The sequence below is a fragment of the Azospirillum rugosum genome (genome assembly GCF_017876155.1).
Taxonomy (GTDB): domain Bacteria; phylum Pseudomonadota; class Alphaproteobacteria; order Azospirillales; family Azospirillaceae; genus Azospirillum; species Azospirillum rugosum.
Map to the genome: position 1 here is coordinate 225,813 of NZ_JAGINP010000005.1, position 21,615 is coordinate 247,427.

Annotated in this window: 22 protein-coding genes and 2 tRNA genes; 10 read left to right on the forward strand and 14 right to left on the reverse strand. The window is 68.1% G+C overall.

The window, feature by feature from the left end; translation table 11 throughout:
* Positions 1-22 precede the first annotated feature (22 nt).
* Entirely contained in the window at positions 23-442 is a 420-nt protein-coding gene (dksA, locus tag J2851_RS09180; protein WP_209765904.1) for an RNA polymerase-binding protein DksA, read from the reverse strand.
* Between the two features lie 184 nt (positions 443-626).
* Positions 627-1,043, reverse strand: coding sequence for a flagellar assembly protein FliX (locus J2851_RS09185; RefSeq protein WP_209765906.1), 417 nt, complete (start codon positions 1,041-1,043; stop codon positions 627-629).
* Positions 1,044-1,294: 251 nt separating this feature from the next.
* Between J2851_RS09185 and J2851_RS09190 the strand changes: the two genes are divergently transcribed.
* The 7 genes from J2851_RS09190 to J2851_RS09220 all read left to right on the forward strand — a co-directional run bounded on the left by J2851_RS09190 (position 1,295) and on the right by J2851_RS09220 (position 7,960).
* On the forward strand, positions 1,295-2,425 hold the full coding sequence (locus J2851_RS09190; protein WP_209765907.1) for a flagellar basal body P-ring protein FlgI: 1,131 nt from the start codon (positions 1,295-1,297) through the stop codon (positions 2,423-2,425).
* Positions 2,425-2,796: a rod-binding protein gene (locus J2851_RS09195; protein WP_246500528.1), complete on the forward strand. Its 372-nt coding sequence runs from the start codon at positions 2,425-2,427 to the stop codon at positions 2,794-2,796. The genes J2851_RS09190 and J2851_RS09195 overlap by 1 nt, the downstream gene beginning before the upstream one ends.
* Positions 2,789-3,304 carry a flagellar basal-body protein gene (locus tag J2851_RS09200; protein WP_209765908.1) on the forward strand — a complete coding sequence of 172 codons (516 nt, stop codon included), beginning with the start codon at positions 2,789-2,791 and terminating at the stop codon, positions 3,302-3,304. Before J2851_RS09195 ends, J2851_RS09200 begins: the two co-directional genes overlap by 8 nt.
* Positions 3,305-3,557: 253 nt before the next feature.
* Entirely contained in the window at positions 3,558-5,633 is a 2,076-nt protein-coding gene (locus tag J2851_RS09205) for a flagellar hook-length control protein FliK (protein ID WP_209765909.1), read from the forward strand.
* A gap of 55 nt (positions 5,634-5,688) precedes the next feature.
* Positions 5,689-6,435: a flagellar hook assembly protein FlgD gene (locus J2851_RS09210; RefSeq protein WP_209765910.1), complete on the forward strand. Its 747-nt coding sequence runs from the start codon at positions 5,689-5,691 to the stop codon at positions 6,433-6,435.
* 279 nt (positions 6,436-6,714) lie between these two features.
* Positions 6,715-7,056: a CtrA inhibitor SciP gene (gene sciP / locus J2851_RS09215; RefSeq protein WP_209765911.1), complete on the forward strand. Its 342-nt coding sequence runs from the start codon at positions 6,715-6,717 to the stop codon at positions 7,054-7,056.
* 430 nt (positions 7,057-7,486) lie between these two features.
* Complete coding sequence (locus tag J2851_RS09220) at positions 7,487-7,960, forward strand: MaoC family dehydratase (RefSeq protein ID WP_209765912.1); 474 nt, start codon at positions 7,487-7,489, stop codon at positions 7,958-7,960.
* Between the two features lie 78 nt (positions 7,961-8,038).
* Here J2851_RS09220 and J2851_RS09225 read toward each other — a convergent pair.
* A tRNA-Lys gene (locus tag J2851_RS09225) sits at positions 8,039-8,114 on the reverse strand.
* An 18-nt stretch (positions 8,115-8,132) separates the two neighbouring features.
* Positions 8,133-8,208 (reverse strand) — tRNA-Lys (locus J2851_RS09230).
* Positions 8,209-8,490: 282 nt separating this feature from the next.
* Between J2851_RS09230 and J2851_RS09235 the strand changes: the two genes are divergently transcribed.
* Positions 8,491-10,029, forward strand: coding sequence for a class I SAM-dependent methyltransferase (locus tag J2851_RS09235; protein ID WP_209765913.1), 1,539 nt, complete (start codon positions 8,491-8,493; stop codon positions 10,027-10,029).
* A gap of 102 nt (positions 10,030-10,131) precedes the next feature.
* Here the strand turns inward: J2851_RS09235 and mrdA are convergent, their stop codons facing one another.
* The 5 genes from mrdA to J2851_RS09260 all read right to left on the reverse strand — a co-directional run bounded on the left by mrdA (position 10,132) and on the right by J2851_RS09260 (position 15,590).
* Positions 10,132-12,012 (reverse strand): penicillin-binding protein 2, encoded by a 1,881-nt coding sequence (gene mrdA / locus J2851_RS09240; RefSeq protein ID WP_209766051.1) that lies wholly within the window; start codon positions 12,010-12,012, stop codon positions 10,132-10,134.
* A gap of 16 nt (positions 12,013-12,028) precedes the next feature.
* The gene (mreD, locus tag J2851_RS09245) at positions 12,029-12,541 is read right to left on the reverse strand and encodes a rod shape-determining protein MreD (RefSeq protein ID WP_209765915.1); all 513 of its coding nucleotides are present in this window, start codon (positions 12,539-12,541) and stop codon (positions 12,029-12,031) included.
* 13 nt (positions 12,542-12,554) lie between these two features.
* The gene (mreC, locus tag J2851_RS09250; RefSeq protein ID WP_209765916.1) at positions 12,555-13,424 is read right to left on the reverse strand and encodes a rod shape-determining protein MreC; all 870 of its coding nucleotides are present in this window, start codon (positions 13,422-13,424) and stop codon (positions 12,555-12,557) included.
* Positions 13,425-13,539: 115 nt separating this feature from the next.
* On the reverse strand, positions 13,540-14,580 hold the full coding sequence (locus tag J2851_RS09255) for a rod shape-determining protein (protein ID WP_014240000.1): 1,041 nt from the start codon (positions 14,578-14,580) through the stop codon (positions 13,540-13,542).
* 467 nt (positions 14,581-15,047) lie between these two features.
* On the reverse strand, positions 15,048-15,590 hold the full coding sequence (locus tag J2851_RS09260) for a TIGR00645 family protein (protein WP_209765917.1): 543 nt from the start codon (positions 15,588-15,590) through the stop codon (positions 15,048-15,050).
* A 224-nt stretch (positions 15,591-15,814) separates the two neighbouring features.
* On the opposite strand from J2851_RS09260, the gene phoU reads away from it, so the two are divergent.
* Both phoU and hisE read left to right on the forward strand, forming a co-directional pair.
* Complete coding sequence (gene phoU, locus J2851_RS09265) at positions 15,815-16,519, forward strand: phosphate signaling complex protein PhoU (protein ID WP_209765918.1); 705 nt, start codon at positions 15,815-15,817, stop codon at positions 16,517-16,519.
* A 76-nt stretch (positions 16,520-16,595) separates the two neighbouring features.
* Entirely contained in the window at positions 16,596-16,982 is a 387-nt protein-coding gene (gene hisE / locus J2851_RS09270; RefSeq protein WP_307419292.1) for a phosphoribosyl-ATP diphosphatase, read from the forward strand.
* Positions 16,983-17,140: 158 nt separating this feature from the next.
* Here the strand turns inward: hisE and ilvC are convergent, their stop codons facing one another.
* The 5 genes from ilvC to J2851_RS09295 all read right to left on the reverse strand — a co-directional run bounded on the left by ilvC (position 17,141) and on the right by J2851_RS09295 (position 21,370).
* Entirely contained in the window at positions 17,141-18,160 is a 1,020-nt protein-coding gene (gene ilvC, locus J2851_RS09275; RefSeq protein ID WP_209765919.1) for a ketol-acid reductoisomerase, read from the reverse strand.
* Positions 18,161-18,213: 53 nt separating this feature from the next.
* Positions 18,214-18,666 carry a PIN domain-containing protein gene (locus J2851_RS09280; RefSeq protein WP_209765920.1) on the reverse strand — a complete coding sequence of 151 codons (453 nt, stop codon included), beginning with the start codon at positions 18,664-18,666 and terminating at the stop codon, positions 18,214-18,216.
* Complete coding sequence (locus tag J2851_RS09285) at positions 18,663-18,983, reverse strand: type II toxin-antitoxin system Phd/YefM family antitoxin (RefSeq protein ID WP_209765921.1); 321 nt, start codon at positions 18,981-18,983, stop codon at positions 18,663-18,665. The genes J2851_RS09280 and J2851_RS09285 overlap by 4 nt, the downstream gene beginning before the upstream one ends.
* Before the next feature lie 66 nt (positions 18,984-19,049).
* A complete protein-coding gene (ilvN, locus tag J2851_RS09290; protein WP_209765923.1) occupies positions 19,050-19,556 on the reverse strand; it encodes an acetolactate synthase small subunit in 507 nt (168 codons plus the stop codon).
* Between the two features lie 50 nt (positions 19,557-19,606).
* Positions 19,607-21,370 (reverse strand): acetolactate synthase 3 large subunit, encoded by a 1,764-nt coding sequence (locus tag J2851_RS09295; protein ID WP_209765924.1) that lies wholly within the window; start codon positions 21,368-21,370, stop codon positions 19,607-19,609.
* Positions 21,371-21,615 lie beyond the last annotated feature (245 nt).

The following is a 21,615-nucleotide window of genomic DNA, read 5'->3' on the forward strand; positions in this document are numbered from 1 at the left end:
ATCAACGGGCGGCAGGCCGCGGTCAGTCGTCGCGCTGGGTGCGCTCCAGGCGCTCGTGGCGCTCCTGGGCTTCGAGGCTCAGCGTGGCGATGGGGCGGGCGTCGAGGCGGCGGACCGCGATCGGCTCCCCCGTTTCCTCGCAGTAGCCGTATTCCCCGTTCTGGAGCCGCTCCAGCGCCGCGTCGATCTTGGAGATCAGCTTGCGCTCACGGTCGCGGGTGCGGAGTTCCAACGCGCGGTCGGTTTCCGCCGACGCGCGGTCGGCGATGTCCGGCTCCTGAATGCCGCCTTCCTGGAGGCTGTTCAGCGTCTCGTTGGATTCCTGCAGAAGCTCGGCGCGCCAGCGCAGCAGCTTCTGGCGGAAATACTCCCGCATGACGGGATTCATGAACTCTTCGTCTTCCGACGGAGTGTAGTCCTTGGGCAGAAGCGGCGACGTCATCCGAGAGCATCCAACGCAAAAGGGTGATCCGGGCGGCGCGGAGTATAGGTAGCCGGATCGGCAATCGCAACCCCGCGGTTCGCCCTGCGGAACGCGAACAAACTCTTTGAGATGCAAAGGCTTGGCGGACGCGTCGGGCCCGGCCGGATGGCCGATGCGGAACGGCCGGGCGTAGGCTTCGCGGTCAGGGCGTGTATTTCGCCAACTCGACCTGCGCGCGCAGGTCGATCTGGTCAAGGATTTCGGCAAGCCTGGGGTCATCCACCTGGGCGCGCCGGGACTGGACGACCTTGGCGAGATCCATCAGCTTCTGCGCCGACAGGGTGCCGGCCAGCAGGCCGTGCTGGATCTCCTCCAGCCTGTCGAGCATGTCCTCCGCGCGCATCTTGCCGCGCGACTCGCGGGCCGCGGCGTCGTCGACCTCCTGCAGCGCCAGCACGCTGGCGATGCCGGCCAGCGGCGCCGACGCGTGCACCCCCGCCGCACCGCCCGTCTCGCCGACGAGCTGCTTGGAGAAGGATGCGCCGGACGCCCCCTCGGACTTTCCGGTGCGCCGGACCGAGGAGCTGCCGCGAAGTTTTCCGGGGCCTTCGACTTTCATGTTCCGTGCAACCGGTTTCGGTAATGCTGACACTCTAGATGGATTGACATTAACATCTGGTCAAGGCTTGCCGCAATCCGGCAAAAATTGCCCTGTTTGTGTGACACAAAGCGGTGATCCGCGGTGCGTTTTTCCGGACTTTTCCATCGCGCCCGGGGAAGTGGCACCGCCTCCCCTTGGTTGATCTGCGCCCCGTGGGTCTGGCACGGCTTTTGTAAGGACCGGGACACCCGTTGTGGAGTGCCCCCGTCATGCCGACCAGCGCCGCCGCCCTGTATCGCTTCCTCGCCGCCCTGCTGATCGCCGCGATCGTCGCGCTGCCGCATCATGCCGCCGCCTCGTCGGCGCGGATCAAGGACGTCGTGGACGTGGAGGGCGTGCGCGACAACATGCTGATCGGCTACGGCCTCGTGGTCGGCCTGAACGGCACGGGCGACAGCCTGAACAACTCGCCCTTCACCGAGCAGAGCCTGGTCGGCATGCTGGAGCGGATGGGCGTCAACACCCGCGGCACCAACCTGCGCACCAAGAACGTGGCGGCGGTGATGGTGACCGCGACCCTGCCGCCCTACGCCGCCCAGGGCACGCGCATCGACGTGACCGTGTCGGCCATGGGCGACAGCAAGAGCCTGCTGGGCGGCACGCTGCTGGTCACCCCGCTGCTGGGCGCCGACGGCGAGGTCTACGCCGTGGGCCAGGGGCCGATCGCCGTGTCCGGCTTCTCCGCCCAGGGCCAGGGCGCCAGCGTGACGCGCGGCGTGCCGACGGCCGGCCGCATCTCCTCGGGCGCCATTGTCGAGCGCGAGATCCAGTTCTCGCTGGCGGAGCTGCCGGTGCTGCGCCTGTCCTTGCGCAACCCCGACTTCACCACGGCCCAGCGCGTGGCGACCGCCATCAACATGCAGCTGCGCGGCAACCGGGCGCAGGCCACCGACCCGTCGTCGGTCCTGCTGACCGTGCCGGAAGCGCGCCGCGGCGACATCGTCGGCCTGATCACCGAGATCGAGCAGCTGCGCATCACCCCCGACCAGGTCGCCCGCGTGGTGGTGGACGAGAAGTCCGGCGTGATCGTGATGGGCGAAAACGTGCGCATCTCCACCGTCGCCATCGCCCAGGGCAACCTGACGATCCGCGTGACCGAGACGCCGCAGGTCAGCCAGCCCGGCCCCTTCAGCCAGGGCCAGACCGCCGTGGTGCCGCGCACCGACATCCAGGTGGACGACCAGTCCAACAACCGCCTCGGCGTGATGAATGCCGGGGTGACGCTCCAGGAGTTGGTACAATCCTTGAATGCGCTGGGGGTGGGCCCGCGCGACATGATCGCCATCCTGCAATCGATCAAGGCCGCCGGAGCCCTGCAAGCGGAAATCGAGGTGATCTGATGGACACGGCCCTCCCCCTCCCCAGCCTTCCCACCCCGCGCATGCCGACGCTGGCCGAGCGCGCGGCGCAGGGCGCCCGGGCCGCGGCTTTGGACGAGAGCAAGGCGGATCCCGGCAAGCGCGCCCAAACCCACGCCCAGATCCGCAAGGCCGCCGACGATTTCGAGAACGTCTTCGTCTCCCAGATGCTGGGCCACATGTTCGACGGCATCGAGGTGGACGAGACCTTCGGCGGCGGGCACGGGGAAGAGATGTTCCGCTCCATGCTCACCGAACAATACGCCAAGCAGGTCAACAGCCGCGGCGGCTTCGGCATCGCCGACCAGGTCTACCGCGAGCTTCTGCGCGCCCAGGAGGTCAACCATGGATAAGGTCGATGTCCGTTTCCCGCAGCCCGGCAAGAAGGCCCCGACCGCCAACCTGCCGAAGAACGCCGAGGAGCGCGCCGGCGCCCTGATCGAGCTGATGGACCGCCTGAGCGCCCACCTGCGCCGCGAGGCGGAGGCGGTGGAGCGCCGCTGCACCGGCGCGGAGCTGGCGCGGCTCGCCAAGGAAAAGCAGCCGATGATGCTGGTCTACGAGGAGGTCTCGCGCCTGCTGCGGGTGGACCGCGAGGGCATGGCGAACCTGCCCGACGACACCAAGGCCAAGCTGCGCGCCGCGACGCGCGACCTGTTTGATGCCTCCGCCGAGAACGCGGACGTCCTGCGCCGCAACAGCGGGGCCCAGAAGATCCTGGTGGACACGGTCGTCAACGCCATCAACCACGCCCGCCAGGTGACGACGGTGGCCTACAACTCCCCCACCCCGCCGCGCAGCACCTACGTCGTTCCCTCGCACGGGCCGGCCACCTCGGCCACGCTGAACACGCGGCTGTAGCCGGAAACGTCCACGGACGTGAGAGAGGGGCCGCCTTACACGGGCGGCCCCTTTTCCGTTTCCGCGTACGGTCTCCGCGCGGCAGAAACGGCAGGGCCGACCCGGCGGATTTTGCCGCCCCCCGGCGGGAACTGCCGGGCACCGCCGGCCGGCGGCGGATTTTCGGCGAAATACCGGGAGCCCGCGTCTTCCCCACTTGGCCCCAGAGTTGCTTAGTCCCGGGGAAGCGTTGCTGCCGCAAGGAACCTGGCCCATGGACATCCCCTCGAAGATCGCGTCCGCGTTCGACAGCCTTGCCCAAAGCCAGGCGTCCGGCCAAGCCGCCAGCCAGGGTGCCCACCAGGGCGGAAGCGCCCGCACCGACGCGTTCGCGTCGATGATGGACCGCATCCTCAGCGACGCCGCGGCCCGCAAGCGCGACCAGGAGCAGGCCGCCGCCGAAGCGGCCGACCGCAAGGCCGCCGACCGGAAGGCGGCTGTTTCGCGCGCGGCCGAAACGCGCGCCGCACGCCTGGAGCCGGCACGGCCCCGCCCGGCCGCCGCTGCCGCGCCGCAGGCCGTGCGCCGGGAGGAGCCGCCGCGGCCCGAGCCGAAGGCGGATCCCAAGGACGCTGCGGCGGACGCCCTCCCGCGCAACGCCGAGCGGCCGGTCGCCGACAAGGCGGATGCGCCGGCCCGCAAGGACCCGAAGGCGGACTCCAAGGACGCCGCGGCGGCCAACGACGCGAAGGCGGCCAAGGACGGAAAGGCCGCGAAAGGCGCCAAGGACAAGGACGCCCGGAACGCCGACCACGACGACGCGGACGCGGCTGCGGCGGCCGCCTCGCAGGACGGCACGGGCGCCGCCGCTCCGCGGACCGATGCCGCGTCCGAGGACGGCGGCGGAACGGACGAGGCCGAGGACCAGGACGATGGTGAGGCGGTCGTGGTGGAGGTCGACCTCACCATCACCGAAACCACGGTCACCGTCGTTTCCGCGGACCAGTCCTGCACGGTGACCGACAGCAACGCCGCGCTGGCCTTGGGGCTCGCCATGGCGCCGGGAGCCGCGGCGGATGATCCGGGGGCCGGCGACACGGCGGATGCCGCGACGGCGCAGACCGACCCGGTCAGTTCCGCCCAGGACGCGGCCATTCCGCTCACCCCAGCGCAATTGGGGGTGGAGCAGTTGGCCGCAGCGCAGCAGGCCGCCCTGGCTGGCGCGACGGCGGGGACACCGTCCACGCAGCCCCAGGCCGGGGACGGCGCGGCGGCGGCAGAGTCCGCTGACGGCGCCGGCAAGGCCGCCGGCGTCAATACCGGCAACCTTCCGCAACGCGGCGACGGCCTGAAGCCGGAGGATCTCAAGGCGGCGCTCGCCAAGGCTGCCGAAGCGGCGGGCGCCGAGGCCAAGGCCTCCGCCGCGGCGACCGGCGCGGCGACTGACGCCAAGGTTGCGACGGCGGATGGCGCGGCGACCGGAACGGCGGATGGGGCCACGGACGGGGATGGGGCCGTGACCGCCCTGCCGTCCGACGACACCCCCCTTCCCCAGTCGCTGGCGGAACTGGCCGCCGCGGCGAAGGCGAAGGCCGCGGCGAAGGGCGGCGGCAAGGGCGAGTCCGACGCCGGTGCCAAGGGCGACGGCCAGACCCCGAACAACGCCGCGATGCAGGCCCAGCCCGCGCCGCCGAGCCCCGACTCGGCGAAGGGAACGGCCCAGTCCGCCTTCCTCGCCGCCGCGGCCGAGGCCGCGAAGGGTGACGGCGCGGCCGCGCCGGACGCCGCGAAGCCGGCCGACGGCGCCTCCACCACCGCGACGCACCCGGCCATCGCCGCCATGGAGGCGCCGCGCGCCGCCGCGGGCGTGGACGCGCCGGCCGCCCTGGCGCACCTGCGCCCCTCGCGCGGGTCGGCCGGCCTGCCGATGGGTGTGCAGGAGCAGGTGGCCGTCCACATGCGTAAGAACGTCGCGGACGGCAACGACAGCTTCACCATCAACCTGCGCCCGACCGAGCTTGGCCGCATCGACATCCGTCTGGAGATCGCGTCGGACGGCCGGGTCAGCGCCCAGGTCGCCGTGGAGAAAGCCCAGACCCTGGAGCTTTTGCAGCGCGACAGCCGCAATCTGGAACGGGCCTTGCAAGACGCCGGGCTGAAGGCGGACAGCAACAGCCTCAACTTCAGCCTGCGCGGCGAGGGCGGAAACCCGTTCCAGGACGAGGGACGCCAGGGCGGCGGCTATGGCCGGCGCGGCCGCGGCGGCTCCGGCGGCGGGGATGAGGTCGAGGATGTGAAGGCCGCCTACACCGTCACGCTGGCCCCCGGCCGCGTCGATCTCCACGCCTAAATCGGGCACGCGTGACCCGCACCGCCCGATCCAGCAACGCCGAAGGACACCCGCCATGGCCACGACCAACACCGACTACGGCAGCAGCTGGAACACCAACAGCACCACCAAGACCAACAACACGACGAACAAGACGACCAACTCGTCCGGCACGCCGAAGTCGACGGACGAGCAGGCGTTGGACAAGGCGGCGACCGGCCTCGGCGACAATTTCCAGAGCTTCCTGAAGCTGCTGACCACGCAGATGCAGAACCAGGACCCGCTGAAGCCGATGGACACCAACGACATGACGCGGCAGCTGGTCGACTTCGCCAACGTGGAGCAGAACATCGGCACCAACAGCCGGCTGGACAAGCTGCTGAAGCTGCAGGGCGCCTCCACCGCGTCGACCAACCTCGCCTATCTCGGCCGCACGATCAGCTTCAAGGGCGACGGCTTCGACTACACGCAGGGCATGACCCAGGCGCCGCTCGCCTACGAGCTGGAGAAGGAGGCGAAGTCGGTGCGCGTGGACATCCTGGACAGCCAGGGGCGCACCGTGCGGTCCATGACCGGCGAGACCAAGGCCGGCGAGAAGCACGTCGTGAACTGGGACTTCAAGGACAACGGCGGCAACGCGGTGCAGCCCGGCACCTACCGCCTGAACATCGCCCCGGTGTCGGACAAGAAGGACGACATCATCAAGGCGACCACCTACACCTTCGGCGTCGTCAACGGCGTCGGCGCCAACAAGGACGGCGAGACGGTGGTCAGCGTCGGCAGCCAGGACATCCCGCTGTCCGATGTGACGAAAGTCTATTGAAAATTCAGACTTCGGCGAAATTCCTGCCCGGCAGCTTTTTCCCCGGGCCGGGCTTGCCGGGCTCCCCGCCGCAACCGCAGCACCGCCCAACACGCGCCGCGCCTTGACGAATTGGCGTGGCGGCGGGGCCGGAGCCGCCCGGGAACGGGCAAAAGCGCCACCGCCTTCAATGCTTTACGCGCGCAACATTAACCCTATCGTTTAGGTTTTTGTTAAGCGGAGAAGGGGTAGGTTACCACGAAATCGTGGAATACACTGCTGATGGTGGAGCGTCCGCGCATGTCATCTCGCGAGCTTGAATTAAGCGACGATGGCTCCAGTGGAGCGTCGATCATCGGTCCAGCAGGACGGCCGATGACGGAAAACGACCTGCCCCCGCCCGACACCAAGCGCTGGGTGATGCGGCGCAAGGCGGAGGTTGTGGCGGGTGTGCGCTCGGGGCTGATCAGCCTCGAGGAGGCATGCCGTCGCTACACCCTGTCGGTCGAGGAGTTCCTGTCCTGGCAGCGGCTGATCGACAGCCACGGCATGCGCGGCCTGCGGGCCACGCGGCTTCAGGACTATCGCGGCAACCAGCCGGTGCCCGTGCGGTCGCGCATGGCCAGCACGGCCGCGGAATAGCCGTCCACGTCCAGCCTCACCGTCGAATTCGTCCGCCGCAGGTCCATCCTGCGGCGTCGATGTTTTTTGGTTGCCTTATAGTTTTGTCTGGGCCGACCGCAGGCCGCATCGACCAGCACCGCCGCCGCGGAGGCCACCGCCTCCCCCGTTCCTTCCGATCCCAGGGTCTGGCCCCCGGCGGAGGCGATGGCCCGACCTGTTCCAATCCCGCCCTGTTGCCTCACGCCCCCGAGTTCTGTAGGATACAAAACCTATGGAGCTGGAAGGGAGCCGCCATGAAACACCATCGCCGCTCATGTTTCATAACGTTTCACGGTGCTTCATTCGCTCGGCGGATGAGGACGCCCTGCGCCTGGACTCCGGGCTCCACCTGCGATGGCCCTGCAGACCTGCCCCATCCCCATTGCCACATTTGGGAGACGCCCGCCCCATGCGCTATCTCGACGACCTGACGCCCGGCGACCGCTTCGCCGGTGGCCCCGTGACGGTGACGGCGGAGGACATCGTCGCCTACGCCCGGCAGTTCGACCCGCAGCCGTTCCACCTCGACGCGGAGGCGGCCAAGGACACCGTGTTCACCGGGCTGGCGGCGAGCGGCTGGCACACCGCCGGGCTGACCATGCGCATGATCGTGAACGGCGAGGGCCGCCTGGCCGGCGGCTTCGTCGGCATGGGGGTGGAGGAGCTTCGCTGGCCCAAGGCCACACGGCCCGGCGACACGCTGCGCATCGAAAGCGAGGTGCTGGAGGTCCGTGTTTCCGAAAGGCGGCCGGACCGCGGCATCGCCCGCGTCCGCACCACGACCTTCAACCAGGACGATGAGACGGTGCAGGTGATGACGGCGAACCTGCTGGTGCCGCGTCGCGCCGACGCATCTGCCAACGCCACCGCCCCGGCCGAATAGGCGGGACGCAAACGCACAAAAGGCCGCTCGACGGCGGCCTTGTTTGTGTGCGGTGCTCTTGGTGCTTTGGGGAGGGAATGGTGGGCGCACAAGGACTCGAACCTTGGACCCGCTGATTAAGAGTCAGCTGCTCTACCAACTGAGCTATGCGCCCATTCCCAGGACCATGTGATGGTGGGCGCACAAGGACTCGAACCTTGGACCCGCTGATTAAGAGTCAGCTGCTCTACCAACTGAGCTATGCGCCCATCACATGATCGACACCGGCGGCGGAGGCGTCGTCTTTACCATGCGGTATCGACTAGCTTCCCGTCCGGCCAAGCCGTCGTCCCGGCCGGTGTGGCGCGGTTTATAGCGAAGCCCCCCGGCCTTGTCGATACCAAAATGGATAGGCCCGCATTTTTTTGACGGGTCCGTTTCGGCCCCGGATCCATCCTTGGGTTGGCCTCGATCGGCTTGGGATCCGCCTTGTTTTGACAGGCCCGGCGACCGGCGATATCACCCAGCGGAGTGCGATGGAGGGGCTGAGCATGACGGGCTGGACCGAGGGGTATGTGGGCGGGATCGACTACATCCGCGCCTTCTATCGGGAGCTGTCGCCGTCGCTGCTGTCCTTCGCCCTGCTGCTGCGCGGCTGGCGTCCGCCGGCGGAGCTGGACGGCGCCTTCGCCTACGCGGAACTGGGCTGCGGCCACGGGGTCAGCAGCGCCGTGCTGGCCGCCGCCCACCCCACCGCGCGGTTCGAGGCGGTGGACTTCAACCCCGCCCACATCGCCGGCGCCCAGCGCCTCGCCGCCGAGGCCGGGCTCGACAACGCCGCCTTCCTGGAGGAGAGCTTCGCCGATTATGCAGCAACCGGGGCCACGACCGGGGCCAAGGACCTGGACATGGTCGCCCTGCACGGCGTCTGGTCCTGGGTCAGCGCGGAGAACCGGGCGATCCTGGTCGACCTGCTGCGCCGCCGGCTGAAGCCCGGCGGGCTGGTCTTCGTCAGCTACAACGCCCTGCCCGGCACGCTGGCCTACATGCCCTTGCGCCGCATCCTGGTGGAGCACACGGCCGACCGGTCCGGCGACCTGCCGGAGCGGATCGAGCAGGCAGTGGGCTTCGCCGGGCGGCTCGCCGCGCTGAACGCCGGCTGGTTCCGGCAGGCGGACGAGGTGCCGGCGCGGCTGGAGTCACTGGCCCGCAAGTCGCCCAACTACATCGCGCACGAATACCTGAACAGCGACTGGACCGCCTTCTACCACGCCGACGTGGCGCGGGAACTGGCCGGGGCAAAGCTGGACTTCGCCGGCCCGTCCGTGCCCATGGAGCAGATCGACGAGCTGGCGCTGGACCCGAACGCCATCGCCCTGATCCAGGAGGTGCGCGACCCGGCCTACCGCGAGACGCTGCGCGACGTGCTGACCAACCGCGCCTTCCGCCGCGACCTGTTCGTGAAGGGGGCGGAGCGGCTGACGCCGGCTGAGCGCAGGGAAAGGCTGCGCGCCACGCGCTTCACCCTGCTGGTCCCGGCCGAGGACGTACCGGAGGTGGCGATCACCCCGGTGGGCCGCATCCCCTTCCCGCCCGACCTCTACGGCCCTCTCGCCGAAGCCCTGGCCGGCGGCGTGCCGTCGCTGGAGGAACTGACGGCCCTCCCCGCCCTCGCCCGCCACGGCGAGGACGCGGTGCTGCGCGCGCTGATGATGCTGACCAGCCTGGCGCTGGCCTCCCCCGCCCTGCCGGAAAGCGGCTTGGCGGAGCGCAAGAACCACACCGACCGCTTCAACGCCGCGGTGCTGGACCGCAACCGCACCGACGACGCGCTGGGCACCCTCGCCTCCCCCGTGATCGGGTCGGGTGTTGCGGTGTCGCGTGTCGAGGCGCTGTTCCTGCTGGCGCAACGCCGCAACCTCGACCCGGCCGCCTTCGCCTGGGAGCGCCTGTCCGCCGACGGGCTGGCCCTGTCGCGCGACGGCGTGCGGCTTGCCACCGCCGAAGAAAACCTCGCGGAATTGCGCGGACGCTTCGGCAGCTTCACCCGGCGGCGCATCCCCGTGCTGGAACGCTTGGGGATTGTGTGAGCCCGTAGGTCGGGTGGAGCGCAGCGCAGCCCGACATTCTCACCATGAATCGCGCTGTTGGGTTGCGGCTTCGCCTCCACCCGACCTACGCAGCCCGCGCGTTCACCCGCGCGTGCGGTCGAGCGGCGGGACCGGGGGTGGGACGCCTTCGGCGACGGCGGCGCGGCCGGGATCGCGCTTCTGCGTTTCCAGCAGGATGTCGCGCGCGATGGGCGCCGCCGCGGTCGAACCGCCGCCGCCATGCTCCACGAAGACCGAGCAGGCGTAGCGCGGCGCGCTGACCGGAGCGTAGGAGATGAACAGCGCATGGTCGCGGTCGCGCCAGGGCATCTCCTCCTGCTTCTTCAGGCCGGCGTTGCGCTGCGCCATGGTGATGCGGCGGACCTGGGCCGACCCGGTCTTGCCGGCCATCTCGAAGCCGGGTTCGGTGATGCGCGACTTGTAGGCCGTGCCGTTCGGGGCGTTGGTCACCTCGAACATGCCGCGCATGACGAGGTCGAGGTTCTCCTTCTTCAGCCCCAGCGCCGGCCAGGAGGAGGCCTCGGTCATCAGGTTCTTGATCTGCTTGGTCAAATGCGGCTTCACGCCGAAGCCGCCGTTGGCCAGCCGCGCGGTCATCAGGGCGAGTTGGAGCGGCGTGGACAGCACATAGCCCTGGCCGATGGCCGCGATCAGCGACTCGCCGGGCGACCAGGGCTTGCCGAGAGCGCCTTTCTTCCACTCCACCGAGGGGATCAGGCCGCCGCGTTCGTGCGGCAGGTCGAGCCCGGTCGGCACGCCCATGCCGAAGCGGTTCGCCATCTCCGCGATGCGGTCGATGCCGATGCGCCGGGCCACGTCGTAGAAGAACACGTCGCAGGAATGGCGCAGCGCCCCGACCACATCCACCGTGCCGTGCCCGCCCTTCTTCCAGCAGTGGAAGCGGTGGTCGCCCAGATCCATGTGCCCGGGACAGAAGACCGAATGGCTGCGGCTGACGATGCCCGATTCCAGCGCGGCCAGCGCGACCACCGGCTTGAAGGTGGAGCCTGGCGGGAATTGGCCGGCCACCGCCTTGTTGTTCAGCGGAGTCGCCGGGTTGGACAGCAGCTCTTCCCACAGTTCGGCGTTGATGCCCATGGTGAACTGGTTGGGGTCGTAGCTGGGGTGGGAGCACAGGGCGTAGATGCCGCCGGTGTGCACGTCCATCACCACGGCCGCCGCGCTGACCTCCTGCGACAGGCGCTGCTGCACGAACTTCTGCAGGCCGATGTCGATGGTCAGCTGAACCTCGCGGCCGGGCTGGCCCTCGTCGCGCGACAGCTCGCGGATGACGCGGCCGATGGCGTTCACCTCCAGCTGGCTGGTGCCGGCGGTGCCGCGCAGCGCCTTCTCGTGGAACTTCTCCATGCCCGCCTTGCCGATGCGGAAGCCCGGCAGCGACAGCACGGGGTCGCCGTTCAGCTCCGCCTCCGACACGGCGCCGACGTAGCCCAGGATGTGCGCGGTGGCGTCGGCATAGGGGTAATGGCGGATTTCGCCCACCTCGATCGCCACGCCCGGGATGTCCAGCGTGTTCATCTCGATGGTGGCGACCTGCTCCCAGGTCAGGTTCTCGCGCACGGTCACGGGCACGAAGCGGCGCTTGCGGTGCAGCTCCCGCATCACGCGGCGGCGGTCGCCGTCGGTCAGCGGGACGATCTTGGAGACCTTGTCCAGCGTGTCCTGGATGTTGCGCGTGCGCTCCGACACCACGACGACGCGGTAGTTCTGCTGGTTCTGGGCCAGCGGCGTGCCGAAACGGTCCACGATCGTGCCGCGGGACGGCGCCACCAGCCGCAGGGTGATGCGGTTTTCCTCCGCCAGCATGGTGTAGCGCGCCGACTCCACGACCTGGAGGTAATAGAGCCGGCCGACCAGCGTCGCCAGGCCGGCGAGCTTGATGCCGCCCAGCACCGCGGCGCGGCGCGTCAGGAGGCGGTAACGGTCGGTATCGCGGTCCATGGAACTCAACAGCCCATCATCCCTGCAGGAAGGCGCGGTGGACGCGGATCAGGATCCAGGCCACGGCCGGGAACATCGCCACCGTCAACAGAGCCTGGAACAGCGCCGGGTTGAACGGCAGAACCGTCGCGTTCAGCGCCGAGAAGGCCAGCCATTGCACGCAGGCCACGCCCAGCATCACCAGGACGAAGCCGACCCACATCATGCCGAAGCTGCTGGCCATCAGCACCCGGCGCTGGTTCATCACCGTCCAGTGGATCAGCACCAGCACCAGCGCGTTCACGCCCAGCGGACCACCCGTGAGCAGATCCTGGAGCAGCCCGATCAAAAAGGCGGTCCCCGGCCGCATCAGGTCCGGCCGGTGGATCGCCCAGTAGTAGATCGCGATCGCGGTCAGGAACGGCGCCACCGGCCCATAGGCGGGTGCCGGGACCGGAACCAGACCGATCAGCGCCAGCATCACCGTAACGGCGAAAGGCGCCAGGTTGCGGCCCGTCTTGTCCAGCCGCTGCCAAAGCGTCAACGTCATGGCCGCGTCAACGTCACTTCGTCTCGTGCGACGGTTCCGTCTCGGCCCCGGGCATGTTGAAATCGACGAGTTGCAGGTGCTCCACCCGCGCCAGATCCACGTTCGGCTGGACCCGCACGCCCCGCTCCCCAACGGAGGAGACGACGCCCACCGCGAGGCCGGGCGGGAACTGACCGCCATGGCCGGAGGTCACCACCCGCTCGCCCACCTGGATGGCGGCGTCGGGCGGCAGGTACAAAAGCTTGGTCTGGTCGGAATTGTCCCCGGCCATCACCGCGCGCTGGCGGGAGCCTTCCAGCACCACCGGGACGCGGGCGTTGATGTCGGTCAGCAGAAGCACGCGCGCCGACCATTCCCCGACCTCCACCACCCGGCCGACGAGGCCGGCGCCGGCGATGGCGGCCTGACCCTTGCGCACCCCGTCGCGGCGGCCGGCGGTGACCACCAGCGTGCGCAGGAAGGAACTGCCCGGGGCCGCGATGACGCGCGCCGTGATGTAGGTTGACGGGGGTTCCGGCGTCGCCTTCAGCAGGGACCGCAGGCTGGTGTTCTCCGCCTCCAGCCGCAGCGCCGCCTGCTTCCATTGCAGGAGCCGCGCGTTCTCCGCCTTCAGCCGCTGGTTCTCCTCGAACGCGTTGCGCACCTCCACCGCCGACTCCACCACATGGGCGGCGGTGGCGGCGGGGCGCGAGATGGCGTCCAGGATGGGGGCGAAGGCGTCGGTCACGCGGGCGCGCGCGTTGTCCACGGACAGCGCGTCGATCTTGCCGACCATCATCAGCGCGATGGAGGCGAGCACCAGCAGGAGGAAGGAGAATCGCTGCGCGAGGGCCCGCAGGGGGGCGGCGAGGCGTACGACGGATCCGGAGGTGCGAGGCTTCACAGGATCATCCCGTCCAGGTTCCCGTCGAGATCCGCGGTCCGCCTCCAGCGCCCCAGTATCCCATTTCCAAAACGGGTTCTAGGCGCTGGAGGTATCCAATCGAGGAATACACCAATCAGTAGGCGCTGACCAAGACGTTTCGCAGCGTCTTCATCTCTTCCAGCGCGCGGCCGGTGCCCAGCGCGACGCAGGACAGCGGGTCGTCGGCGATCGACACCGGCAGGCCGGTGGCGTGGCGCAGCACGAAGTCCAGGTTGCCCAGCAGCGCGCCGCCGCCGGTCAGGACGATGCCCTTGTCGACGATGTCGGCGGCCAGTTCCGGAGCGGTGTGCTCCAGCGCGACCTTCACCGCCTCGACGATGGCCGACACCGGCTCCGCCAGGGACTCGGCAATCTGCCGCTCGGAGATGATCAGCTCCTTGGGCACGCCGTTCATCAGGTCGCGGCCCTTGATCTCCAGGATGCGGCCCTCGCCGTCTTCCGGCGGGCAGGCCGACCCGATTTCCTTCTTGATCCGCTCCGCCGAGCCTTCGCCGACCAGCAGGTTGTGGGTGCGGCGGATGTAGCCGATGATGGCCTCGTCCATCTTGTCGCCGCCCACGCGCACGGAGCGCGAATAGACGATGCCGCCCAGCGACAGCACGGCCACCTCGGTGGTGCCGCCGCCGATGTCCACGACCATGGAGCCCGTGGGCTCCGTCACCGGGAGACCGGCACCGATCGCGGCGGCCATCGGCTCCTCGATCAGGAAGACGCGGCGGGCGCCGGCGGCCTCCGCCGACTCCTGGATCGCGCGGCGCTCCACGGCGGTGGAGCCCGACGGCACGCAGATGATGACCTGCGGGCTGGCGAAGCTGCGCCGGTTGTGCACCTTGCGGATGAAGTGCTTGATCATCTCCTCGGCGACTTCGAAATCGGCGATGACGCCGTCGCGCAAGGGGCGGATGGCCTGGATGTTGCCGGGCGTGCGGCCCAGCATCATCTTCGCCTCGTCGCCGACGGCCAGCACCTGCTTCTTGCCGCGGACGTTGGCGATGGCCACGACCGAGGGCTCGTTCAAGACGATGCCACGGCCCTTGACGTAGACCAGGGTGTTGGCCGTCCCCAAATCGATCGCCATGTCGGCGGAAAGCACGCCGAGGAGTTTGGAAAGCATGGACCCGACTAACTCTTCAATGCGGTTGAGACGGCCTTGCCGACGGTCATGCAGGCCCCAGTGGGGAAGCTCACGCCCGCCAACGGTTCCATAGACGAATGCCCCTTCGCGCTCAAGCGGAGAGTGCAACCGGCTCGCCTGACCGAACCGGTCCGGGGCCACCCGCGGGGCGGGTGCCGCAGCCAATCCGGATGGTTGTCCATGGAGAACCGGCCTTCGGAAAGGACCAGTCCCTCAGGGGACCGTCAGGCCCCGAAGTGCCGGCGATCCGCCGTGCTCCGGTGCCCGTCACACTGGCCGAACAGGGTTAATTTTCCGTCAACAGCAGAGGCCGAAGGCTCCGCCGGCCGGCCATCGGCCCTGCCTGCGCAGGGCGGTATCTCTAGGCCGATTCAGACCCCGCCGCAACGGCTTTGTGGACCGTTCCGGGTGCGCCGCCGGGCACATCCGGGCGCGGGCGGCGCGCATCAGTGATGCTCGTTTTTCGGCTCGCCCGCCTTGGCGATCTTGGCGCCGTGATGGTCGCCTTCCAGCCGGTCCATCAGGGCCAGCAGCACGCCCGACAGCACGAAGGTCATGTGGATGATGACCATCCACATCAGCTCGTCCCTGTTCGTGTGGTCGATGTTCATGAAGCCCTTCAGCAGGTGGATGCCCGAGATCGCCACGATGGAGGCGATCAGCTTCAGCTTCAGGCCACCGAAGTCGACCTTGCCCATCCAGTCCGGGCGGTCCTCGTGGTTGGCGACGTCGATCTTCGACACGAAATTCTCGTAGCCGGAAAAGATCACCATCAGCAGAAGGTTGCCGGCCAGCGACAGGTCGATCAGCGTCAGCACCGCCAGAAGGACATCCTTCTCCTGCATCTCCAGCACATGCGGGACGATGTGCAGGATCTCCTGCAGGAACTTTACCAGGAGCATCACCAGCGAGATGACCAGCCCCAGGTAGAAGGGCGCGAGGATCCAGCGGCTGGCGAAGATGATCTGCTCGAAACGGCGTTCGATCATGGCGGCGGCATCCGTGTTGCGTCGGGGAGAGGGAGGGCGTCTTTGCTGCGGGTGCGTTCTGCCATCGCCGGGGGACGAAATCAACCGCGCGTGCCGCGGTTGCCCGGCAAGGAGAGGGCTGGCCTTGGCGGGCCCGGCATTGTACGGTTCCGCGATTTTCCGCCCCGCCGCGTCGGCCCCGCCAGGGCCGGAGCCGGCAGGCCCGCCGCCGAAAGGTCCACCCCATGAGGAACCCCGCCCCGCACATCGTCTCCGCCTTCGAAGACGCGATGAAGCGGCTGAAGTCCGGCATCGTGCAGATGGCCGGCGCGGCGGAAACCCAGATCGACGAGGCGCTGGCCTGCATCGCCCAGCGCAACCCGGACCTCGCGCGCGCCATCGTGGAGTCCGACGCCCGCCTCGACTCGTTCGAACATGAGATCGAGGCGAACTGCATGCGCATGCTGGTGCTGCGCCAGCCGGTCGCCGACGACCTGCGCGAGGTGATCGCCGCGCTGAAGATCGCCGGCAACCTGGAGCGGGTCGGCGACCACGCCGCCAACACCGCCCGGCGCGCCGCGGCCATCGCCGGCTATCCGGAGACCTCCGCGACACACGCCCTGCCGAACCTTGGCCGGCTGGTGCGCCAGCGGCTGACCACCGCCATCGACGCCTATGTGGACAACGACGTCGAGATGGCCATGGGGGTCTGGCGCACCGACGACGAGGTGGACGAGCTGTACACAAGCATCTGCGAGGGGATCACCCGCTCCGCCGAGAACGAGCCGGGCCTGTTCACGCCGAACATGCACCTGCTGTTCATCGCCAAGAGCCTGGAGCGTATCGGCGACCACGCCACCAACATCGCGGAGGTGGTGCATTTCGTGTCGACCGGCCGCCCGCTGCTGGAGGAACGGCCGAAGGCCGACCGCTCCCGCGACGCCGGCTGATGGAATCCGTGGATGCCCGTTGCGACTCGGTGCCGCAGAAAAAGGTGCCAGCCGCTTGGGGAATGGAAATAGCCGGTTGGAACCGTCAGGTTATTCGATCAACCACAGGCTGCCCGGCCCCGTCATGTCCGACGACCTGATCCGCCTCTACGCCGCGATCCTGGAACGCCAGGGGATGGACCCGTCCTCATCCCGCACGGCGCGGCTGTTCGCGGCCGGGCCGAAGAAGATCGCCAAGAAGGTGGGCGAGGAAGCGGTCGAGGTGGCGCTGGACGCCATGAACGACGACCGCCAGGGCGTGGTGAACGAAAGCGCCGACCTGCTCTACAACCTGTCCGTCCTGTGGGCCGCCATGGGCATCACGCCCGACGATGTCTTCGCCGAAATCCGCCGACGGGAGACGCTCTACGGCATCGCCGAGAAGCTGCCGAAGATGACCACGGCGGAGGGCGGCGGGAAGTGATTCCAACGATTTCGTAGGTTGGGTGGAGCGCCAGCGCAACCCAACACAGGTCGCCGTGCGAGCACTGTTGGGTTTCGCTGCGCTCCACCCAACCTACGGGCCATAACGAAAAAGCGCGCCTTGCGGCGCGCTTTTCCTGACCCAAAACCAAGAACGGCTTAGTTCTTGCTCTTGTCGACGAGGCGGCGCTCGGCGATCCAGGGCATCATGGCGCGCAGCTTCTCGCCGACCTGCTCGATCGAGTGCTCGGCGTTGCGGCGGCGGATGGCCTTGAAGGACGGCTGGCCGGCCTTGCACTCCAGCATCCAGTCGCGGACGAAGCGGCCGGTCTGGATGTCCTCCAGGACGCGCTTCATCTCGGCCTTGGTTTCCGGGGTGATGATGCGCGGGCCGGTCTTGTAGTCGCCATACTCGGCGGTGTTGGAGATCGAGTAGCGCATGTTGGCCATGCCGCCCTCATACATGAGGTCGACGATCAGCTTCACCTCGTGCAGGCACTCGAAATAGGCCATCTCCGGGGCGTAGCCGGCCTCGGTCAGCGTCTCGTAGCCGGCCTTGATCAGCTCGGTCAGGCCGCCGCAGAGCACGGCCTGCTCGCCGAAAAGGTCGGTCTCGCACTCTTCCTTGAAGGTGGTCTCGATGATGCCGGCGCGGCCGCCGCCGATGGCCGAGGCGTAGGACAGGGCGATGTCCAGCGCGTTGCCCGAGGCGTTCTGGTGAACGGCCACCAGGCAGGGCACGCCGCCGCCGCGCTGGTACTCGCCGCGGACGGTGTGGCCCGGGCCCTTCGGCGCGATCATGAACACGTCGAGGTCGGCGCGCGGCTCGATCAGGTTGAAGTGCACGTTCAGGCCGTGCGCGAAGGCCATCGCCGCGCCCTGCTTCAGGTTCCGGGCGAGGTCGTCGCGGTACAGGTCGGCCTGCAGTTCGTCCGGGGTGAGGATCATCACCACGTCGGCCCAGGCGGCGGCCTCGGCCGGGGACATGACCGTGAAGCCGGCGGCCTCGGCCTTCTTGATGGTGGCCGAACCCGGGCGGAGGGCGATGCGCACGTCCTTCACGCCGCTGTCACGCAGGTTGTTGGCGTGGGCGTGGCCCTGGCTGCCGTAGCCGACGATGACGACCTTCTTGCCCTTGATCAGGTTGACGTCGGCATCACGATCATAATAGACGCGCATGGTGTGCTTCCTTGGATTTTTCGATCTGGTGGTGCGAGTTTTGCGCAGCGGAATTACTCCACCGGCGGAAGGGCCGCGTCAAGAATTTCGCGGTTGGTTACCAGGAATGGATTGACGATCAGAACGTTTCCAAGCCGGCGGCTGTCCTGCCCATCCTCGGACAGCAGGATGTCGCATCCGGCTTTCTGCACGGTTGCCCACAGCATCGCGTCCCAGAATTGGATCCCGTGGTCGCGATGGGCAGACATGGCCGAAGCGAGGCAGTCCTGGCTGGCGCATTCGACGGCAAACGACCGCTGGAAATCCTCCACATACGATCGCGCCTCCGCGCTCGACAGGGACAGTTTCCGTGTTGCGACCGCGTAAAACTCGGCGAGAGCTTGCTGCGCCAGCACGCAATCCGCCTGAAGAGCCCGTTCGAGGAACGACTGCGCCAAAGCGCGTTTGGTCGGTTCCCGATGGTCGAACGCGTAGCACAGCAGGTTAGTGTCGAAACTGACTCTCATTCCGAATGCCGACCCGAATGCTGACGGCGCCGCCGCTCCAGTTCTTCGATGCGTTCCTCGTGGATCTCGTCCCTGGAGAAACGTCCGACTGGATTTGGGAAGCCACGCTCCATGCTCGCGCGAAGGCGCTGCCAAGCGGCCTTCCGCTCTTCGGGAGTGACCGGCCGCCCATCGAACATCGGCAAACGCTTTTCAACCGGCTGAAGCCGCAGAACGGCGGTTCCGTTTTCGACGATGTAGACCTCCTCGCCCCGCTTCGCCTCTTCGACGAGCTTTGCGAGTTGATCCCGGGCTTCCTCGATGGACAGCATCTTCATGACCGTCTCCTGGCGCGCAGCCGCCCGTTCATCCTAGACGAGAACGGGCGGCGGCGCGACCCGGACTCAGAAGCCGGCGGCTCCCTTCGACATGGCGACGACGCCGGTGCGGCTGGCCTCGACAAGGCCGAGCTGGGCCATCAGGCCGACGAAGTCGTCGACCTCGGCCGTCGTGCCGGTCAGTTCGAACACGAAGGAGGTGAGCGTGGCGTCCACCACCTTCGCCTTGAAGATGTCGGCCAGGCGCAGCGCCTCGATGCGCTTCTCGCCGGTGCCGGCGACCTTCAGCAGCGCCAGCTCGCGCTCTACCGCCGGGCCGTCGTCGGTCAGGTCGTGGACCTTGTGCACCGGCACGAGGCGGTCGAGCTGGGCCTTGATCTGCTCCACCACCATGCGGGTGCCCGACGTGACCAGCGTGATGCGCGACAGGTGGTCGGCGTTGTTCACCTCCGCCACCGTCAGGCTTTCGATGTTGTAGCCGCGGCCCGAGAACAGCCCGATCACGCGGGCGAGCACGCCCGGTTCGTTGTCCACCAGCACGGCGATGGTGTGCTTCTCGATCTTCTCTTCCACGATCCGTACTCCGCCAGAGGGCCTTTATCCGTTTGTCCAGGTCGCCGCGATCAGACCAGCACCATGCCGTCTTCCGGCGTGGCGTTGGACGGGCTGTCCTCCGGGCCGAACAGGATCTCGTTGTGGGCCTTGCCGCCGGGAATCATGGGGAAGCAGTTCTCCTTCGGGTCCACGGCGATGTCGACGATGACCGGACGGTCGGTGACCGCCAGCATCTTCTCGATCACCTCGTCCACCTCGGCCACCGTGGTGGCGCGCAGACCGACGCAGCCCCAGGCCTCCGCCAGCTTCACGAAGTCGGGCAGCGCCTCCGAATAGCTGTTGGAGTAGCGGGAGCCGTGCAGCAGCTCCTGCCACTGGCGGACCATGCCCATGTACTTGTTGTTCAGGATGAAGATCTTGACCGGCGCGCGGTACTGCACGGCGGTGCCGATCTCCTGCATGTTCATCAGGAAGGAGGCCTCGCCCGACACGTCCACGACGATGGCGTCGGGGTGGGCCAGCTGCGCGCCGATGGCCGCCGGCAGGCCGTAGCCCATGGTGCCGAGCCCGCCCGAGGTCATCCAGCGGTTCGGCTGGTCGAAGGGCAGGAACTGGGCGGCCCACATCTGGTGCTGACCGACCTCGGTCGTGATGTAGTGCTCCTTGCCGCGCAGGGCCTCGCGCAGCCGCTCCAGCGCGTACTGCGGCTTGATGACCGACTCCGTGCGGTTGTAGTTCAGGCAGTTGCGGGCGCGCCAGCCGTCGATCTGCTTCCACCAGTCCTTCAGCGCGGCCTGGTCGGCGCGCTTCTGCTTGGCCTTCCACAGGCGCATCATGTCTTCCAGCACCGCGCCGGCGTCACCCACGATCGGGATGTCCACCGCCACGTTCTTGTTGATGGAACTGGGGTCGATGTCGACGTGGATCTTCTTGGAACCCGGCGCGAATTCCGACAGCTTGCCGGTCACGCGGTCGTCGAAGCGGGCGCCGATGTTGATCATGACATCGCAGTTGTACATGGCGAGGTTCGCCTCGTACGTGCCGTGCATACCCAGCATGCCCAGCCACTGCTGGTCCGACGCCGGGAAGGCGCCCAGGCCCATCAGGGTCGAGGTGATCGGGAAGCCGGTCAGCTTCACGAACTGGGTCAGCAGCTTGGCCGCGAAGGGGCCGGCGTTCACCACGCCGCCGCCGGTGTAGAAGACCGGGCGCTTGGCCGACGCGATCAGCTCGATCGCCTCCTCGACGCGGGCGATCTCCGGCTTGACCTGCGGGCGGTAGGTCTTGTGCTTCACCTCGGTCGGCGGGACGTAGGTGCCGTCGGCGAACTGCACGTCCTTCGGGATGTCGATCAGCACCGGGCCGGGACGGCCGCTGCGCGCCACGTAGAAGGCCTCGTGCAGCGTGCGGGCCAGCTGGTTGACGTCCTTCACCAGGTAATTGTGCTTGGTGCAGGGACGGGTGATGCCGGTGGTGTCCGCCTCCTGGAAGGCGTCGTTGCCGATCAGGTGCGTCGGCACCTGGCCGGACAGGCAGACCAGCGGAATGCTGTCGCACAGCGCGTCCAGCAGGCCGGTCACGGCGTTGGTGGCGCCGGGTCCGGAGGTCACCAGCACGCAGCCCACCTTGCCGGTGGAGCGCGCGTAGCCTTCCGCGGCGTGCACGGCGGCCTGCTCGTGCCGGACGAGGATGTGCTTGATGTCGTTCTGCTGGAACAGGGCGTCGTAGATCGGAAGTACCGCGCCGCCCGGATACCCGAAGATGATGTCTACGCCCTGATCCTTCAGGGACTTGATGACGATCTGTGCGCCGGTCAGCGTCTGTTCGGGCATAGCTTGCGACCTTCCAATGGGGGCCCCTCTTTCCACGGGCGGCCCTGTTCCTTCGCTCAACCCCGGCAGGCAGCCCTCGGAAAAACAAAGGGTTATTCCCAAAGGCGAAAGCCGGGATCGGCAACCTAGACAATCCGCCGGTCGGTGGTCAACCCATTTTGCGAATGATCGAAAAGCTTTTTTGCCGCAGTTTTTCCGAATATTTCGCATTCTGGAAACGCTCAAAAGCCGAAGGCCCGCCACCG

Coding starts and splice junctions, on each gene's coding strand:
- dksA (WP_209765904.1), bottom strand. CDS start 442: ATGACGTCGCCGCTTCTGCCCAAGGACTACACTCCGTCGGAAGACGAA.
- J2851_RS09185 (WP_209765906.1), bottom strand. CDS start 1,043: ATGAAAGTCGAAGGCCCCGGAAAACTTCGCGGCAGCTCCTCGGTCCGG.
- J2851_RS09190 (WP_209765907.1), top strand. CDS start 1,295: ATGCCGACCAGCGCCGCCGCCCTGTATCGCTTCCTCGCCGCCCTGCTG.
- J2851_RS09195 (WP_246500528.1), top strand. CDS start 2,425: ATGGACACGGCCCTCCCCCTCCCCAGCCTTCCCACCCCGCGCATGCCG.
- J2851_RS09200 (WP_209765908.1), top strand. CDS start 2,789: ATGGATAAGGTCGATGTCCGTTTCCCGCAGCCCGGCAAGAAGGCCCCG.
- J2851_RS09205 (WP_209765909.1), top strand. CDS start 3,558: ATGGACATCCCCTCGAAGATCGCGTCCGCGTTCGACAGCCTTGCCCAA.
- J2851_RS09210 (WP_209765910.1), top strand. CDS start 5,689: ATGGCCACGACCAACACCGACTACGGCAGCAGCTGGAACACCAACAGC.
- sciP (WP_209765911.1), top strand. CDS start 6,715: ATGTCATCTCGCGAGCTTGAATTAAGCGACGATGGCTCCAGTGGAGCG.
- J2851_RS09220 (WP_209765912.1), top strand. CDS start 7,487: ATGCGCTATCTCGACGACCTGACGCCCGGCGACCGCTTCGCCGGTGGC.
- J2851_RS09235 (WP_209765913.1), top strand. CDS start 8,491: ATGACGGGCTGGACCGAGGGGTATGTGGGCGGGATCGACTACATCCGC.
- mrdA (WP_209766051.1), bottom strand. CDS start 12,012: ATGGACCGCGATACCGACCGTTACCGCCTCCTGACGCGCCGCGCCGCG.
- mreD (WP_209765915.1), bottom strand. CDS start 12,541: ATGACGTTGACGCTTTGGCAGCGGCTGGACAAGACGGGCCGCAACCTG.
- J2851_RS09255 (WP_014240000.1), bottom strand. CDS start 14,580: ATGCTTTCCAAACTCCTCGGCGTGCTTTCCGCCGACATGGCGATCGAT.
- J2851_RS09260 (WP_209765917.1), bottom strand. CDS start 15,590: ATGATCGAACGCCGTTTCGAGCAGATCATCTTCGCCAGCCGCTGGATC.
- phoU (WP_209765918.1), top strand. CDS start 15,815: ATGAGGAACCCCGCCCCGCACATCGTCTCCGCCTTCGAAGACGCGATG.
- ilvC (WP_209765919.1), bottom strand. CDS start 18,160: ATGCGCGTCTATTATGATCGTGATGCCGACGTCAACCTGATCAAGGGC.
- J2851_RS09280 (WP_209765920.1), bottom strand. CDS start 18,666: ATGAGAGTCAGTTTCGACACTAACCTGCTGTGCTACGCGTTCGACCAT.
- J2851_RS09285 (WP_209765921.1), bottom strand. CDS start 18,983: ATGAAGATGCTGTCCATCGAGGAAGCCCGGGATCAACTCGCAAAGCTC.
- J2851_RS09295 (WP_209765924.1), bottom strand. CDS start 21,370: ATGCCCGAACAGACGCTGACCGGCGCACAGATCGTCATCAAGTCCCTG.